16 protein-coding genes are annotated in these 15,552 nt (G+C 73.5%); 15 read left to right on the plus strand and 1 reads right to left on the minus strand.

Annotated elements, in window-relative coordinates; translation table 11 throughout:
- The first annotated feature begins 1 nt into the window (after position 1).
- From EDF38_RS05890 to rbfA, 10 genes are all read left to right on the plus strand, one after another.
- On the plus strand, positions 2–889 hold the full coding sequence (locus EDF38_RS05890) for a DUF58 domain-containing protein (protein WP_123354395.1): 888 nt from the start codon (positions 2–4) through the stop codon (positions 887–889).
- On the plus strand, positions 876–1,358 hold the full coding sequence (locus EDF38_RS05895; RefSeq protein ID WP_123354396.1) for a hypothetical protein: 483 nt from the start codon (positions 876–878) through the stop codon (positions 1,356–1,358). Before EDF38_RS05890 ends, EDF38_RS05895 begins: the two co-directional genes overlap by 14 nt.
- Positions 1,349–2,350, plus strand: coding sequence for a VWA domain-containing protein (locus tag EDF38_RS05900; RefSeq protein WP_123354397.1), 1,002 nt, complete (start codon positions 1,349–1,351; stop codon positions 2,348–2,350). The genes EDF38_RS05895 and EDF38_RS05900 overlap by 10 nt, the downstream gene beginning before the upstream one ends.
- A 14-nt stretch (positions 2,351–2,364) precedes the next feature.
- Positions 2,365–3,471, plus strand: coding sequence for a vWA domain-containing protein (locus EDF38_RS05905; RefSeq protein WP_233572270.1), 1,107 nt, complete (start codon positions 2,365–2,367; stop codon positions 3,469–3,471).
- A complete protein-coding gene (locus EDF38_RS05910) occupies positions 3,468–4,292 on the plus strand; it encodes a hypothetical protein (protein ID WP_123354398.1) in 825 nt (274 codons plus the stop codon). The genes EDF38_RS05905 and EDF38_RS05910 overlap by 4 nt, the downstream gene beginning before the upstream one ends.
- 23 nt (positions 4,293–4,315) lie before the next feature.
- The gene (locus tag EDF38_RS05915) at positions 4,316–6,079 is read left to right on the plus strand and encodes a proline--tRNA ligase (protein ID WP_123355058.1); all 1,764 of its coding nucleotides are present in this window, start codon (positions 4,316–4,318) and stop codon (positions 6,077–6,079) included.
- Positions 6,080–6,242: 163 nt separating this feature from the next.
- On the plus strand, positions 6,243–7,229 hold the full coding sequence (nusA, locus tag EDF38_RS05920; protein ID WP_123354399.1) for a transcription termination factor NusA: 987 nt from the start codon (positions 6,243–6,245) through the stop codon (positions 7,227–7,229).
- Between the two features lie 103 nt (positions 7,230–7,332).
- Positions 7,333–7,644, plus strand: coding sequence for a YlxR family protein (locus EDF38_RS05925; protein WP_123354400.1), 312 nt, complete (start codon positions 7,333–7,335; stop codon positions 7,642–7,644).
- 95 nt (positions 7,645–7,739) lie between these two features.
- On the plus strand, positions 7,740–10,553 hold the full coding sequence (gene infB, locus EDF38_RS05930; RefSeq protein ID WP_123354401.1) for a translation initiation factor IF-2: 2,814 nt from the start codon (positions 7,740–7,742) through the stop codon (positions 10,551–10,553).
- 102 nt (positions 10,554–10,655) lie between these two features.
- Complete coding sequence (rbfA, locus tag EDF38_RS05935) at positions 10,656–11,165, plus strand: 30S ribosome-binding factor RbfA (RefSeq protein WP_123354402.1); 510 nt, start codon at positions 10,656–10,658, stop codon at positions 11,163–11,165.
- A gap of 43 nt (positions 11,166–11,208) precedes the next feature.
- Here rbfA and EDF38_RS05940 read toward each other — a convergent pair whose 3' ends face one another.
- Positions 11,209–12,078, minus strand: a complete 870-nt coding sequence (locus tag EDF38_RS05940) for an A/G-specific adenine glycosylase (RefSeq protein ID WP_123354403.1) — start codon at positions 12,076–12,078, stop codon at positions 11,209–11,211.
- Between the two features lie 87 nt (positions 12,079–12,165).
- On the opposite strand from EDF38_RS05940, the gene EDF38_RS05945 reads away from it, so the two are divergent.
- The 5 genes from EDF38_RS05945 to EDF38_RS05965 are packed head-to-tail and all read left to right on the plus strand — an operon-like array spanning position 12,166 to position 15,528.
- Positions 12,166–12,726: a hypothetical protein gene (locus EDF38_RS05945; RefSeq protein WP_123354404.1), complete on the plus strand. Its 561-nt coding sequence runs from the start codon at positions 12,166–12,168 to the stop codon at positions 12,724–12,726.
- A 26-nt stretch (positions 12,727–12,752) separates the two neighbouring features.
- Positions 12,753–13,667 (plus strand): tRNA pseudouridine(55) synthase TruB, encoded by a 915-nt coding sequence (gene truB, locus EDF38_RS05950; RefSeq protein WP_123354405.1) that lies wholly within the window; start codon positions 12,753–12,755, stop codon positions 13,665–13,667.
- Positions 13,664–14,032 (plus strand): hypothetical protein, encoded by a 369-nt coding sequence (locus EDF38_RS05955; RefSeq protein WP_123354406.1) that lies wholly within the window; start codon positions 13,664–13,666, stop codon positions 14,030–14,032. Before truB ends, EDF38_RS05955 begins: the two co-directional genes overlap by 4 nt.
- Positions 14,033–14,080: 48 nt before the next feature.
- Positions 14,081–14,578, plus strand: coding sequence for a hypothetical protein (locus EDF38_RS05960; protein WP_233572274.1), 498 nt, complete (start codon positions 14,081–14,083; stop codon positions 14,576–14,578).
- A 5-nt stretch (positions 14,579–14,583) separates the two neighbouring features.
- Positions 14,584–15,528, plus strand: a complete 945-nt coding sequence (locus EDF38_RS05965; RefSeq protein ID WP_123354407.1) for a bifunctional riboflavin kinase/FAD synthetase — start codon at positions 14,584–14,586, stop codon at positions 15,526–15,528.
- The last annotated feature ends 24 nt before the right edge of the window (positions 15,529–15,552 follow it).

Below are 15,552 nucleotides of genomic sequence, written 5' to 3' on the forward strand. Positions count from 1 at the left end.
CGTGCCGAGCCTGCTGCTGCGGGTGCGGACGAAGACGAGCCTCTTCTCGCACCGACGTTCCCTCGACCTCCTCGAGGGCGGGTACGCCTCCGTGCACCACGGCCGCAGCCACGACTTCGACGACCTGCGCGCGTACGTGCCGGGCGACGAGGTCAAGGACATCGACTGGAAGGCCACCGCGCGCCACGGCGAGCCGCTCGTGAAGCGGTACGTGGCCAGCAGGAGGCGCCACCTCGTCCTCGTCGTCGACACCGGTCGCAACATGGCCGCCACCGCGGTCAGCGGCGAGACGAAGGCCGACATCGCCGTCGCCGCGGCCGGGGCCCTCGGCTGGATCGCCACCCAGCACGGCGACGTCGTGTCGTTGGTCACGGGCGACGAGTCGGGCGCCCGCGCCTTCCCGGCCGGGTCGAGCGACGCCCACCTCGAGTCGCTCCTGCGGCGCGTCGACGAACGCGTCTCGCTCGACGCGGCCCGCAGCGACCTGCGCGGGCTGCTCTCCTGGGTGGCGCGCGGCGTCCGGGGCCGGACGATGATGCTCGTCGTCACCGACGACGTCGTCGTCGACGCCGAGACCGAGCGGCTGCTCCGCCGCCTCCGAGCCCAGCACGAGATCGTCTGGCTCACCGTCGGCGACGCCGACCTCATGACCCGCACCGGGCGGGCCGGCGACGTGTACGACGTGCAAGAGCTCTCCGGGCTGCCCGCCGCGCTCCGCGAGGACCCGCGCCTCCGGGCGGAGTTCGACGACGCCTCCGACCGCCGCCGCGGCGACACCGAGCGCCAGCTGCGGTCGCTCGGCATCGCGGCCCACCGCCTCGGCGCGCAGGCCGAGGTCGTCCCCGGGCTGCTCGCCCTGATGGAGAAGCACCGCCGTGCTGGACGATAACGGGTTCTTCGGGCCCTACCAGTACCCGCTCTGGGGGCTGTGGCTCGCGCTCGGCCTCCTCGGCGTCGCGCTCGTCGTCGGCTGGTGCGTCTTCGTCGTGCGGTTCTCGGCCCGGCGCCTCCCGCCGGCCGAGCGCGCCGCGCGTCGCGCCGCCCGCGTCGACCTGCCGTCGCTCCGCGAGAAGTACCTCGACCTGATCGACGAGGTCGACCGCGCATCGGCCGACGGGCGGCTCGACGACCGGGCCGTGCACGCCCGCCTGAGCCTGCTGCTGCGCTTCTTCGTGCACGAGACCGAGGGCGTCGAGACGCACGTGATGACGCTGTCGGACCTCCGCGAGGCCGACCTGCCCTCCCCGCTCACGGGCGCCGTCGAGCAGAACTACCCGCCCGCGTTCCGCCGCGCGCACCCCGGCGACCCCGCCGGCGCCGTCTCGACCGCGCGGGAGGTGGTGCGCTCGTGGGCCTGATCTTCTGGTGGGTGCCGCTGGTCGCCCTCGTCGTCGTGGGCGTCGCAGCGTGGCTGTACCTGCGGTGGCGCCGCCGGGAGCGGGCGCGCCTCCGACGTCTCGGCACCCCGGTCGCGCACAGCGAGCGGCTGACCGGGCTGCCCGTCTACCGTCGGCTGGTCCGGCGCTACCGCGCCCTGCTCGCCGTCGCGCTCGTGGGGGTCGTCGCCCTCTCGGGCATCGGCGTGCTGCTCGCCTCGCGGGTCTCGTCGACCGAGGTCGTCGAGCCGCAGTCGTACAAGCGCGACGTGATCCTGTGCCTCGACGTCTCCGGCTCGATGACCGAGGTCGACGCGCAGATCGTCGACACGTTCGCGCAGCTGGCCCAGGGCCTCGACGGCGAGCGGATCGGCCTGTCGCTCTTCGACAGCTCGTCGGTCACCGCCTTCCCGCTCACCGACGACTACGACTTCGTGACGGAGCAGCTCGAGCAGTACCGTGCCTCCTTCGACTCCGCGGGGGAGGACGGCACCCGCTACTGGTCGGGCACCGACCTCGGGCAGGGCGCGTCGTTGATCGGCGACGGGCTCGCGTCGTGCGTGCTCGGCTTCGACGGCGGCAGCGAGAGCACGCGGCCGAAGTCGGTCGTCCTCGCCACCGACAACTACGTCAACGGCCAGGCGCTGCTGACCCTCCAGGAGGCCGGCGACCTCGCCGCCGAGCGGGACGTGCGCGTGTACGCCCTCAACCCGGCCGACTACTCGACCGACGCCGTCGCCGACGAGGTCGCCGGCGAACTGCGCGACGTGGCCGAGGCGACCGGCGGCGAGTACTACCCGCTCGAGGCCAGCACGACCGTGGCCGACGTCATCGAGCGCATCGACGAGCGCGAGGCCGGCCTGTTCACCGGTGCGCGCCGCCTCGTCGTGACCGACCACCCGCAGGGCCTCGCCGTGGCGGCCCTCCTCGTCGCGCTGGGCAGCTTCGCGCTCCTCTGGCGGGTGCGGCTGTGACCGGGGGTGCGGCTGTGACCGGGGGAGCGGCCGTGGCGACGGCCCTGCCCGACGCGCTCGTGCTGCAGCCGGTGCTGCCGACGTGGCTGCTCGTCGTCGCGGGCATCCTGCTGCTCGGGTTCACGGGCTGGCGGCTCGTCGCCGAGCGCCGGTCGCGTCGCCTCGCCGCGGCGTGGGGTCGGCGGCTCGCGATGGCGGTGCTGCTGCTCGTGATCGCGGTGCGGCCGAGCGTCACCGGGGGCAGCGCCGAGGCGTCGGTCGCGCAGCTCAACGTCTTCTTCGTCGTCGACACGACCTCGAGCATCGCCGCGGAGGACTGGGGCGACGGCCGACCGCGCCTCGAGGGGGTGCGGGCCGACATCGCCGCGGTGACCGAGCAGCTCGCCGGGGCGCGGTTCTCGCTCATCTCGTTCGACAGCACGGCGGTGCTCCGCACGCCCCTGACCGACGACGCCGCCGCGGTGGTGACGGCCGCCGAGGTGATGAACCAGGAGATCACCTACTACTCGAGCGGCAGCTCGATCACCGAGGCGGACGACCTCCTCGTCGAGCGCCTCGCCGCGGCGCGCGAGACCGACCCCGACCGCGCCAACGTCGTCTACTACCTGGGCGACGGCGAGCAGACGGCCGACGAGGCGCCGGGGTCGTTCGCCGACGCCGCGCCCGACGTCGACGGCGGCGGCGTGCTCGGCTACGGCACCGCGGAGGGCGGGCGCATGAAGGTCTTCGACGGCTACGGCGACGACTACAGCGCCGACGAGTACATCCAGGACCGCTCGCAGCCCGGCGAGCCCGACGCGGTCTCGGTGATCGACGAGGAGGCGCTCCGCACGATCGCGACGCAGCTGGGGGTCCCGTACACCCACCGCAGCGCCGACCAGCCGGTCGCCCCGGCCGTCGCCGACGCCCGGGACGGAGCCGTGGCATCGGACGCGACCCGCGCCGAGTCGCTCACCGACCTGTACTGGATCGCCGCGCTGCCCCTCTTCCTGCTGGCGCTGATCGACGTGGCGCTCGTGGCACGCGCGCTCGGCGAGGTGCGTCCGCCGCGGCGAGGCCGTCCCGGCACGCCGGGCGGTCTCCCGCCGGCGCCCACGACCCCGAGGAGGGCGCGACCGTGACCGACACCCTCGCCCCCACGCCCGTCGACCGCCTCGCGGACGCGGCATCGTCCCCGACCGTGGCCGAGTACCGGCGCCGCCTGCGTCGGCGCCTCCTCCTCTGGTCGGCCCCGGTCGTGCTCGTCGTGCTGCTCGTCGCCCTCAAGCTGCTGAGCCTGCCGGTGTTCGCGGGCCTCGCCCAGCAGGCCTACGACGACCGGGCCTACGAGCGAGCCGGCTCCCTGTCGGAGCCCCTCGGCGTCGCGAACCTCGTCGAGCCGTGGGTGCACCACTTCGACCGCGGCACCGCGTACGCGCAGGTCGGGGTGCTCGACGTCGCCCGGCAGGAGTTCGTCACGGCCCTCGACCTCGCGCCCGACGACGCGACGATCTCGTGCGTCATCCGCACCGACCTCGTGCTCACCATCGAGGCGCAGGGCGACGCCGCCCTGCTCGAGCTGCGGTACGCGGACGCGGAGGAGCTGTACCAGCTCGGCCAGCGGACGATCGACGAGGCGCCGGAGGGCTGCTTCGTGCCGTCGGAGGACCCGCAGCAGCCCGACACGTCGCGGCCGCTGGAGGACGCCGACGGCCGTCTCGGCGAGAAGGAGCAGCAGGCGCAGGGCGACCCCGGCGACGGCGACCCGCAGGGCGGCGACGGCCAGGACCCCGGCCAGGGCGGCGGCGACACGGGGGAGGACGACCCCGGGACCGGCTCGGGCGACCCCCTCGACCAGCTGCGCGACCAGGGCGAGCAGAGCCAGCAAGAGCAGCAGCAGGACCAGGACCGCGAGCGGTACTACGACCAGAACCCGGGGGAGTACGACGGCAAGCCCTGGTGACGGTCGGCCCTAAGCTGGGGATCGTGTCCACGCGCCTCTCCCAGCTCTTCGTCCGCACCCTCCGTGAAGACCCCTCCGACGCGGAGGTGACCAGCCACCGGCTGCTCGTCCGTGCCGGCTACATCCGTCGGCAGGCCCCGGGCGTCTTCGCCTGGCTGCCGCTCGGCCTCCGGGTCAAGGCCCGCATCGAGGCGATCGTCCGCGACGAGATGACGGCCGCCGGCGCCCAGGAGGTGCACTTCCCCGCGCTCCTGCCCCGCGAGCCCTACGAGGCGACCGGCCGCTGGACCGAGTACGGCGACGGCATGTTCCGCCTGAAGGACAGGAAGGACGGCGACTACCTCCTCGCTCCCACCCACGAGGAGGCCTTCACGCTCCTCGTCAAGGACCTCTACTCGTCCTACAAGGACCTGCCGCTCACCCTGTTCCAGATCCAGGACAAGTACCGCGACGAGGCGCGTCCCCGGGCCGGCCTCCTGCGCGGCCGCGAGTTCACGATGAAGGACGCCTACTCGTTCGACCACACCGACGCCGGCCTCGACGCGAGCTACCAGCGGCAGCGCGACGCATATGAGCGCATCTTCACGCGCCTCGGCCTCGAGTACGTCATCGTGAAGGCCGACGCGGGCGCCATGGGCGGCTCGCGCAGCGAGGAGTTCCTGCACCCGACGGAGGTCGGCGAAGACACCTTCGTCCGCACCGCCGGCGGCTACGCGGCCAACGTCGAGGCCTTCACGACGATCGTGCCCGAGACCCGTCCGATCGAGGGCCAGCCCGACGCGGTCGCCCTCGAGCCCGCCGACACCCCCACGATCGCGACCCTCGTCGACCAGCTCAACGCCTCGCACCCCCGGGACGACGGCCGCGCCTGGACGGCCGGCGACACGCTGAAGAACGTCGTCGTCGCCCTCACGCACCTCGACGGCACCCGCGAGGTCGTCGTCGTCGGCCTGCCCGGCGACCGCGACGTCGACATGAAGCGCCTCGAGGTCGCCTTCGCCCCGGCCGAGGTCGAGGCCGCCGGCGACGCCGACTTCGCCCGCCACCCCCTCCTCGTCAAGGGCTACCTGGGTCCGCAGGTGCTCGGCTCGGAGTCCGAGTCGGGCCTGCGCTACGTCGTCGACCCGCGCGTCGTCGACGGCTCGGCCTGGGTGACCGGCGCCAACGCCGCCCGCCAGCACGTCTCCGGCCTGGTCGCCGGGCGCGACTTCGTGCCCGACGCCGTCATCGAGGCCGCCCAGGTGCGCGAGGGCGACCCCGCCCCCGACGGCTCGGGCCCCATCGAGACGGCTCGCGGCATGGAGATCGGCCACGTCTTCCAGCTCGGCCGCAAGTACGCCGAGGCGCTCGGCCTCAAGGTGCTCGACGAGAACGGCAAGCAGGTCACCGTCACGATGGGCTCGTACGGCATCGGCGTGACGCGCATCCTCGCCGTGATCGCCGAGGCCAACAACGACGAGAAGGGCCTCGTCTGGCCCGCGATCGTCGCACCCTTCGACGTGCACGTCGTCGCCACCGGCAAGGACCCCGTCGTCTTCGAGGTCGCCGAGGCGCTCACCGCCGAGCTCGAGGCCCACCGCCTCGACGTGCTCTACGACGACCGTCCCAAGGTGTCGCCCGGCGTCAAGTTCGGCGACGCCGAGCTCCTCGGCGTGCCGCAGATCGTCGTCGTCGGCCGCTCGGCCGGCGAGGGCGTCGTCGAGCTCTGGGACCGCCGCACGGGCGAGCGCACGCCCGTGCCCGTCGCCGACGCCGTCGCCGCGCTCACGGGGCCGCGAGCGTCCTGACCGACGGCACCGCGCCTCCTCGTCGCCCCGGACGTCGGGAGGCGCGGTGCCGGTCGTCCGCGCCGCCCGCGTGCGTCGCCGCCCGTGCACTCGGGTACCGTAGGGGGATGCTGTGTGCGCCACCGCGCGCGCAGCCTGCAGATCTGAACAGTGGAGGCCCTCAGTGGACATCGACCTGAGTGTGCTGCGACTCATGGAGCGCGAGCGGGAGATCCCCTTCGACGAGCTCGTGGGCATCATCGAGCAGGCCATCCTCACGGCCTACCTCAAGCACACCAACCAGCCCGAGAGCCGCGTGCCCGCCGCCCGCGTCGAGCTCGACCGCAAGACGGGCCACGTGTCCGTGTACGCCATCGAGCGCGACGACGAAGGCGAGGTCGTCGGCGAGAGCGTCGACAGCCCCAGCGACTTCGGCCGCATCGCCGCCTTCGCGGCGAAGCAGGTGATCAACCAGCGCCTGCGCGACATCGGCGACGACAAGGTGCTCGGCCAGTTCAAGGGGCGCGAGGGCGACATCGTCGCCGGCGTCATCCAGCAGGGGCCGAACCCGCGCATGGTGCACGTCGACCTCGGCACCATCGAGGCCATCCTGCCCCCGGAGGAGCAGGTGCCCGGCGAGTCGTACGCGCACGGCACCCGCATCCGCGTCTACGTCACCGGCGTGAGCAAGGGCACGAAGGGCCCGCAGATCACCGTCTCGCGGACGCACCCCTCGCTCGTCCGCAAGCTCTTCGCGCTCGAGGTGCCCGAGATCGCCAGCGGCGTCGTCGAGATCGTGTCACTCGCCCGCGAGGCCGGCCACCGCACGAAGATCGCCGTCCGCGCGACCGAGCCGGGCGTCAACGCCAAGGGCGCCTGCATCGGCGAGATGGGCGCGCGGGTGCGGGCGGTCCAGACCGAGCTGAACGACGAGAAGATCGACATCGTCGACTACTCGAGCGACCTGCCGGTCTTCGTCGCCAGCGCCCTGTCGCCGGCCAAGGTGTCGTCGTCGTTCGTCATCGACCAGGCGACGAAGGCCGTCCGGGCCCTCGTGCCCGACTACCAGCTGTCGCTGGCCATCGGCAAGGAGGGCCAGAACGCCCGCCTCGCCGCGAAGCTCACGGGCGCGCGGATCGACATCCAGCCCGACTCGATCCTCGAGGACTGAGCCTCGTCGTCGGCCGCGGGCCGACCGCTCATCGTCGCCGGGGGCGTTCGGCACCACGCCGTTCGCCCCCGGCGTCTCCCGTCCCGAGACCCGAGGGGGTAAGGTGGAACCCGTCAGAACGTGCATCGGCAGCCGAGCGCGCGCTCCGCGATCCTCACTCGTGAGGATCGTCGTCCGAGACGGACGCCTGGTGGTCGACGAGACCGCCTCGCTCCCCGGTCGAGGGGCCTGGCTCACGCCTTCACTGGAGGCGTTCGAGTCGGCCGTGAAGCGCAGGGCTTTCCGACGTGCGTTCCGCCTGGGCTCCGACCCCGATCCACAGGAGCTGCGCGACCACCTCGTGGCGCGCGCCGCAGGCACAGCACCACCCACCCCGAGTTCCACCACGACCACTGGCCACGACAGAACAGGCTGACAGGCACATGGACAACTAATGAGCGGCTCGAAATGAGACCCGTCCAGAACTGACGGCTCCTCCCGGATCGGGAAGGGGCCCGAGACAGGAGAACTGTGGCTAAACCACGCGTACACGAGATCGCCAGCGAGCTGGGGATCGACAGCAAGACCGCACTCGAGAAGCTGAAGGAGATGGGCGAGTTCGTCAAGGGACCGTCCTCCAGCATCGAGCCCCCCGTCGTCCGGAAGCTCCGCCAGGCGTTCGCCGGCGCTGCCGCTCCCGCGTCGACGACGGCACCCGCCGCGCCCGCGGCGGCCACCCCCGCCCGTTCGACCTCCGGCAGCAGCGCGCCGAAGCCCGGCGGACCGCGTCCCGCGGCCCCCGCGCCCGCGCCGAAGCCCCCGGTCGCCGAGCAGCCCGTCGTCGAGACGGCTCCGGCCCCCGCGGTCGACGCCGACGGTGAGGCCGTGCCGGCCCCCGTCGCGCCGCTCACCGTCGCCGAGCGCCAGGCCCAGGCCGAGGCGCAGCGTGCGGCCGCGGCCGCGGAGGCCGCCTCGGCCCCCTCGACCGACGACGCCAAGCCCGGCGCCGCCGGCCCGAAGCCCGGCGGCCCGCGCCCCGGTGCTCCGCGCCCCGGCAACAACCCCTTCGCCAGCAACCAGGGCATGGGTCGCCCGAGCGCGCCCCGTCCCGGCGGCTCCGGCGCGGCCAGCAGCATGCCCCGCCCCGGCGGCGCAGCTGGTCCCCGTCCCATGGCTCCTCGTCCCGGCGCCCCGCGTCCGGGCGCACCGCGCCCCGGCGTCGGTGCCGGTCCCCGCCCCAACGGCTTCGGTCAGCGCCCCGCGGGCGCCGGCGGTCGTCCCGGCGGCGCGGGCGGCGGCTTCCAGCGTCCCGGCGGCGGTGCCCCCGGTGCCGCCGGCGGCTTCCAGCGCCCCGGCTTCGGCGGACCCCGTCCTGCGGGCGGCGGCGGTCGCGGTCGCGGCCCCGGCGGCGGCACGGCCGGCGCGTTCGGTCGCGGTGGCGGCAAGAGCAAGGCACGCAAGTCGAAGCGGACGAAGAGGGCCGAGTTCGAGATGCGGTCGGCCCCGTCGCTGGGCGGCGTCAGCGTCCCCCGCGGCGACGGCACCACGATCGTCCGCCTGCGTCGCGGCGCGTCCATCAGCGACTTCGCCGACAAGATCGACGCCAGCCCCGGCAACCTGGTGACCGTCCTCTTCCACCTGGGAGAGATGGCCACCGCCACCGAGTCGCTCGACGAGGCGACCTTCGAGGTCCTCGGCGAGGAGCTGGGCTACCGCATCCTCGTCGTCTCGCCCGAGGACGAGGACAAGGAGCTCCTCGAGGGCTTCGACATCGACCTCGAGCAGGAGCTCGAGGACGAGGACGAGGACGTGCTGCAGATCCGTCCGCCGGTCGTCACGGTCATGGGCCACGTCGACCACGGAAAGACGCGACTGCTCGACTCGATCCGCAACGCGAACGTCGTGGCGGGCGAGGCCGGCGGCATCACGCAGCACATCGGTGCCTACCAGGTCTGGGCGCCCCACGAGGGCGTCGAGCGCGCCATCACCTTCATCGACACCCCGGGCCACGAGGCGTTCACCGCCATGCGTGCTCGTGGTGCCCAGGTGACCGACGTCGCGATCCTCGTGGTCGCGGCCGACGACGGCATCATGCCGCAGACGGTCGAGGCGCTGAACCACGCCCAGGCGGCCAACGTGCCGATCGTGGTAGCGGTCAACAAGATCGACAAGGAAGGCGCGAACCCGGCCAAGGTGCGCCAGCAGCTGACCGAGTACGGCCTCGTCGCCGAGGAGTACGGCGGAGACGTCATGTTCGTCGACGTGTCGGCGCGCGACGGCCTGAACATCGACGCCCTCCTCGAGGCCGTCCTGCTCACCGCCGACGCCGGCCTCGACCTGCGGGCCAACCCCGACAAGGACGCCCGAGGCGTCGCCATCGAGGCGCGCCTCGACAAGGGCCGCGGCGCCGTCGCGACCGTGCTCATCCAGTCGGGCACCCTGCGGGTGGGCGACGCGATCGTCGCGGGAACGGCCTACGGCCGGGTCCGGGCGATGATGGACGAGAACGGCGACACGGTCGATGAGGCCTACCCGAGCCGTCCCGTGCTCGTGCAGGGACTCTCGAGCGTGCCCCGCGCCGGCGACACCTTCCTCGTCACCGAGGAGGACCGCACCGCTCGTCAGATCGCCGAGAAGCGCGAGGCCGTCGAGCGCAACGCGTCGCTGGCCAAGGCCCGCAAGCGCATCTCGCTGGAGGACTTCACCCGTGCCCTCGAGGAGGGCAAGGTCGAGGCGCTCAACATCATCATCAAGGGCGACGTGTCCGGTGCCGTCGAGGCGCTGGAGGAGTCGTTGCTCAAGATCGAGGTGGACGACAGCGTCCAGCTGCGCATCATCCACCGCGGCGTGGGCGCCGTCACCGAGAGCGACGTCAACCTGGCGACCGTCGACAACGCGGTCATCATCGGGTTCAACGTCCGTCCCGACACGAAGGCGCGCGAGCGCGCCGCTCGCGAGGGCGTGGACGTGCGCTTCTACTCGGTCATCTACGCGGCCCTCGAGGACATCGAGAACTCGCTCAAGGGCATGCTCAAGCCCGAGTTCGAGGAGAAGCAGTCCGGTGTCGCCGAGATCCGCGAGATCTTCCGCTCGTCGAAGGTCGGCAACATCGCGGGTGTCATCGTGCGGTCGGGAACGATCACGCGCAACGCCCGGGCCCGTGTCATCCGCGAAGGCGTGGTGGTCGGCGACAACCTCGCCATCGACTCGCTGCGTCGCTTCAAGGACGACGTCACCGAGGTCCGGACGGACTTCGAGGCCGGCATCGGCCTCGGCAAGTTCAACGACATCCAGATCGGCGACGAGATCGAGACCATCGAGATGGTCGAGAAGCCCCGCGTCTGACCTCGTGTCACCCCGCTAGACGAGGCCCCGCCCCGACCCCGGTCGGAGCGGGGCCTCACCCCTCCCGCTCCCACCGGAGCGACCAGCAGAAGGAGCCACGACATGGCTGACCCGCAGCGCGCCCGCAAACTGGCGGACCGCATCCAGGAGATCGTCGCCCGCCGCCTCGACAAGGGCATCAAGAACCCGCGTCTCGGCTTCGTCACCATCACCGACGTCAAGGTGACCGGCGACCTGCAGCACGCCTCGATCTTCTACACCGTCTACGGCACCGACGACGAGCGTCGCGACACCGGCGCCGCCCTGAAGTCGGCGACGGGCATGCTCCGCAGCGAGGTGGGCAAGAACATCACCGCGCGGCTGACGCCGAGCATCGAGTTCATCCTCGACGCCCTGCCCGAGAACGCGGCGTCCATCGACCGCCTCCTGCAGGAGGCGCGTCAGCGCGACCAGGAGAGCCAGACCATGGCCGCCTCGGCCGAGTACGCCGGCGACGAGGACCCGTACGTCAAGCCGCGCGACGAGGACGACGACGACGAGGGCGTCCTCGACGCCGCCGCGCCCGAGGACGAGGGCGACGGCCTCGTCGAGCCCGACGGCTCGACCCGCTGACCCACCGCCCCGACGACGGCGCCGCTCCCGGGCGTCGCCGTCGTCAGCTCGGCAGCTCCCAGCCCTCGTCGGCCGTGCCCGTGACCAACCCGTCGCGGACCAGGCCGGCGAGGGCTCGCTCGCGCTGGGCGGCGTCCGGCCACACCGCCTCGACCTCGTGGGCGCGCACGGGCACGTCGCTGGCGCGCAGCTCGGCCATGATCAGCCCGCGCACCTGACGATCCGACCCCTCGAACCGGGCCTGGGTCCGGAGGCGCGGGCCGACGTGCTCGGGACGCCCCGCCCCGACCCACGCGCACCGGTCGAGCAGGGGGCACACGTCGCAGCGGGGCGAGCGGGCCACGCACACGAGCGCTCCCAGCTCCATCACCCCGGCGCTGACGACCCGCGCCTCCGCCTCGTCCGCCGGCAGCTGCGACTCCATGAGCGGCAGGTCGCGTCGGGCGTTCGGCGCCCACGGCTCGGCGAGGCCCTCGACGGCGCGGGCGAGGACCCGGCGCACGTTCGTGTCGACGACCGGGTGGCGGTGCCCGTGGGCGAAGACGGCGACGGCGCGGGCCGTGTAGTCGCCGACGCCCGGGAGGGCCAGGAGCGACGGGACGTCCTCGGGCACGACGCCGCCGTGGCGTTCCGTGATGGCGACGGCCGCGGCGTGCAGAGCGAGGGCGCGGCGCGGGTAGCCCAGGCGGTCCCAGGCGCGGACGGCCTCGGAGGCGGGGGAGGCCGCGAGGTCCGCGGGCGTCGGCCAGCGCTCGAGCCACTGCTCGAGGCGGGGGACCACCCGCACGACCGGGGTCTGCTGGAGCATGACCTCGCTGACGAGGGTGCCCCAGGCCGTGAAGCCCGGGCGGCGCCACGGCAGGTCGCGGCCGTTCTCGCGGAACCAGGCGGCGACGGCGGGGGCGATGGTCACCGGTCGATCCTACGGTCGGCCCGGGCCGCGCCGGGGCGTCGCCCGCGCTCCCGACCCGCCGTCAGGGGTCCGGCCTATCGTGGCGGCATGACGACACGGTGGGCCCCGGCCAAGAAAGACGTCCTGCGCGAGCTCGCGACGGAGATCCTGCACAACTACTCGCGCGGTCGCGCCTTCGTGGCGGTCGACGGACCCGAGGGCGCCGGGCAGGGCGCGCTGGCCGACGACCTGGCCGACGCCCTGCGCGAGGTCGGGCACCCGGCGTTCCGCGCCTCCCTCGACTCCTTCGCGGTGCCGCGCGAGGGCGGCGCCCTCGACGCGCCGGCCGAGCCCGAGCTCGACGGCGCCCTGTTCCGTCGGGTGCTCATCGAGCCGTTCCGCCTCGGCGGCAGCACCGGGTGGGTGCCCGCCGCGTACGACCGTGCCGCCCGGCGCGCCGTCGAGCCGACCTGGGTGACCGGCCCGGCCGACGCGCTGCTGCTCGTCGACGGCAGCGGCCTCAACGACCCGTCGCTCGCCGGCCTGTGGAACTACAGCGTCTGGGTCACCCGCGACGCGGAGAAGGGCGACCTGCGGGGCCGCGCCACCGCCGTCGTCGACAACGCCGACGCCGAGCACCCGCGCCGCGTGTTCGACGACGCGTGCTGATCCGTGTGGTGCGGTAGCGTCGTCGGGTGAACAGCGGCATCCTCCTCGTCGACAAGCCGCAGGGCATCACCAGCCACGACGTCGTCGCCCGCGTGCGACGGGCGGCCGGCACGCGCAAGGTCGGCCACGCCGGCACGCTCGACCCGCTCGCCACAGGGCTCCTCGTGCTCGGCGTCGACTCGTCGACGCGCCTCCTCACCTTCCTCGTCGGGCTCGACAAGACCTACGAGGCGACGATCCGCCTCGGCGTCGGCACGACGAGCGACGACTCCGACGGCGACGTCGTGCGGGTCGACGACGCCTCCGCCCTCGAGGCCGCCGCGGTCGACGCGGGCATCGCGGACCTGACCGGCGAGATCAGCCAGGTGCCGACCACCGTCAGCGCGATCAAGGTGCGCGGCCGACGCGCCTACGACCTGGCCCGCGAGGGCGTCGAGGTCGAGCTCGCCGCCCGCGCGGTCACGATCTCCGAGTTCGCCGTCACCGACCGCCGGGCCGCCGTGCACGTCGGCGACGACGGCGCCGAGACGCCGGTGCTCGACCTCGACGTCCGCGTCCGCTGCTCGTCGGGCACCTACGTCCGTGCCCTCGCCCGCGACCTCGGCGCCGGGCTCGGCGTCGGCGGGCACCTGACGGCCCTGCGCCGGACGTCGGTGGGTCCCTTCGACGTGTCGCGCGCCTCCGTGCTGGAGGGCATCGACGTCGCCCCGGCCCTGCTGCGGCCGACGGAGGTCGCCGAGATGCTCTTCCCCGTGTGGCGCATGAGCGCCGAGCAGTCCGTCGACCTCGGCCACGGCAAGAAGGTGGCCGTCGACCTCGACGACACGGCCGGGCCGCTGGCGGCCGTGACGCCCGCCGGCGACCTCGCGGGGCTCGTCTCCGTGACCGGGGGCCGGGCCCGGCCCATCGTCAACTTCCCGAGCGACGAGGTGCGCGCATGATCGAGTGGTTCACCTGGGTGCAGGTCGTCGTGGCCTGCGTCGCCGGGCTCGTCTGCCTCGTCGCGGGGTTCTCGGGCAAGCTGCCGAACGACGTCACCGTCGGTGCGGCGGCGCTCGTGCTGCTGCTGCTCGTCGTGCAGCTGGTCGTCGCGATCGTCGCCCCGTTCGCGGGCAACCCGCCGACGGGCAACGTCGTCGAGTTCTACATCTACCTCGTGTCGGCGATCCTCCTGCCGCCGCTCGCCGTCGTCTGGGCGCTCGTCGACCGCACCCGGTGGAGCAACCTCGTGCTGTCGGCGGCCGTCTTCGCCGTCGCGGTGATGGTCTACCGCATGCTGCAGATCTGGACCGTCCAGGTCGCCTGACCGAGCCGCGTCGGCACGAGCGTCGCGGGCGACCTATCCTGGTGGGCGATGGTCACTCAGAAGTCAACGCGCGCGGTCGGCATCGGCCGGGTCCTCATCGCGGTCTACGCCCTCCTCGCCCTCGCCGCCACCGGCCGGTCGGTCTTCCAGATCGCCGAGCAGTTCGACGAGGCGCCGCTCGCGTACTCGCTGAGCGCGCTCTCGGCCGTCGTCTACATCGTGGCGACGATCGCCCTGGTCAAGCGGGGCACCACGTCGTACGCCCTCGCCTGGGCGACCATCTCGTTCGAGCTGATCGGCGTCGTCGTCGTCGGCCTCATGACGGCCCTCGACCCCGAGCTCTTCCCCGACGACACCGTGTGGTCGTTCTTCGGTCGCGGCTACGGCTTCGTGCCCCTCGTGCTGCCCGTGCTCGGCCTGCTGTGGCTGGTGCGCACCCGTCCTGCGGGCGTCGGCCCGGCCCGAGTCGGCCGGGCGGGCGTCGACCCGGCGGGCGTCGACCCGGCGGGCGTCGACTCCTCGTCGCGCGGCGACGCCGACCGGTAGCCGGCGTGCAGTTCTGGCAGGGCCTCGACGAGGTCCCGGGCGACGTGGGGCCGAGCGCGGTCACCATCGGCAAGTTCGACGGCGTGCACGTCGGCCACCGCGCGGTGATCGGGCTGCTCGAGGACGTCGCGGCCGCCGAGTCGCTCGTGCCGACGGTCGTCACCTTCGACCGGCACCCCCTGACGCTCGTCCGCCCGGGCTCGGTGCCGACCTCCCTCGTCTCGAACGCCCAGAAGCGCGAGCTGCTGGAGGAGGCGGGGGTCGCCGCCACCCTCATGCTCCCGTTCGACGACGCCCTCCGCTCGCTCGACCCGGTCGAGTTCGTCGACCGGGTGCTCGTCGACGCCCTCCACGCCCGCGTCGTGTTCGTCGGCGACGACTTCCGGTTCGGCGTGCGGGGCAGCGGCACCGTCGACACCCTGCGCGAGCTCTCGGGGCCGAGGGGGTTCCGCGTGGTCTCGATCGACGACGTGCGTCCCTCGGGCGACCGCCGCGCCTCCTCGACCTGGATCCGCGAGCTGCTCGACGCCGGGCGCGTCCGCGAGGCCGGGGCGCTGCTCGGCCGCGAGCCCGCCGTCCGCGGAGTCGTCGTGCACGGCCAGCAGCGGGGCCGCGAGCTCGGGTTCCCGACGGCCAACCTCGCGCCGCGCAGCGAGGGCTTCGTCCCGGCCGACGGCGTGTACGCCGCGCACGTGCTGGTCGGCGAGACGCTGTACCCGGCCGCCGTCTCGGTGGGCAACAACCCGACCTTCGAGGGCGTGCCCGAGAAGCAGGTCGAGGCCCACCTGCTCGACGTCTCGCTCGACCTCTACGGCCAGGTCGTGACCGTGCACTTCATCGACTGGGTGCGCGGCAACGTCAAGTTCGAGGGGCTCGACGCGTTGATCGAGCACATCCGCGCCGACGTCGTCCGCTGCCGCGAGATCCTCGGCGTGCCCGCGCCCTCCTAGCTCCGCGGCGCGGACGGCCCGGCC

This window comes from Frigoribacterium sp. PhB160 (assembly GCF_003751785.1).
Lineage (GTDB): Bacteria > Actinomycetota > Actinomycetes > Actinomycetales > Microbacteriaceae > Frigoribacterium.

Excerpts from the sequence above, each read along its gene's own strand:
- EDF38_RS05960 (WP_233572274.1), top strand. The coding sequence starts at position 14,081 with ATGGTCACTCAGAAGTCAACGCGCGCGGTCGGCATCGGCCGGGTCCTC.
- EDF38_RS05955 (WP_123354406.1), top strand. The coding sequence starts at position 13,664 with ATGATCGAGTGGTTCACCTGGGTGCAGGTCGTCGTGGCCTGCGTCGCC.
- EDF38_RS05945 (WP_123354404.1), top strand. The coding sequence starts at position 12,166 with ATGACGACACGGTGGGCCCCGGCCAAGAAAGACGTCCTGCGCGAGCTC.
- rbfA (WP_123354402.1), top strand. The coding sequence starts at position 10,656 with ATGGCTGACCCGCAGCGCGCCCGCAAACTGGCGGACCGCATCCAGGAG.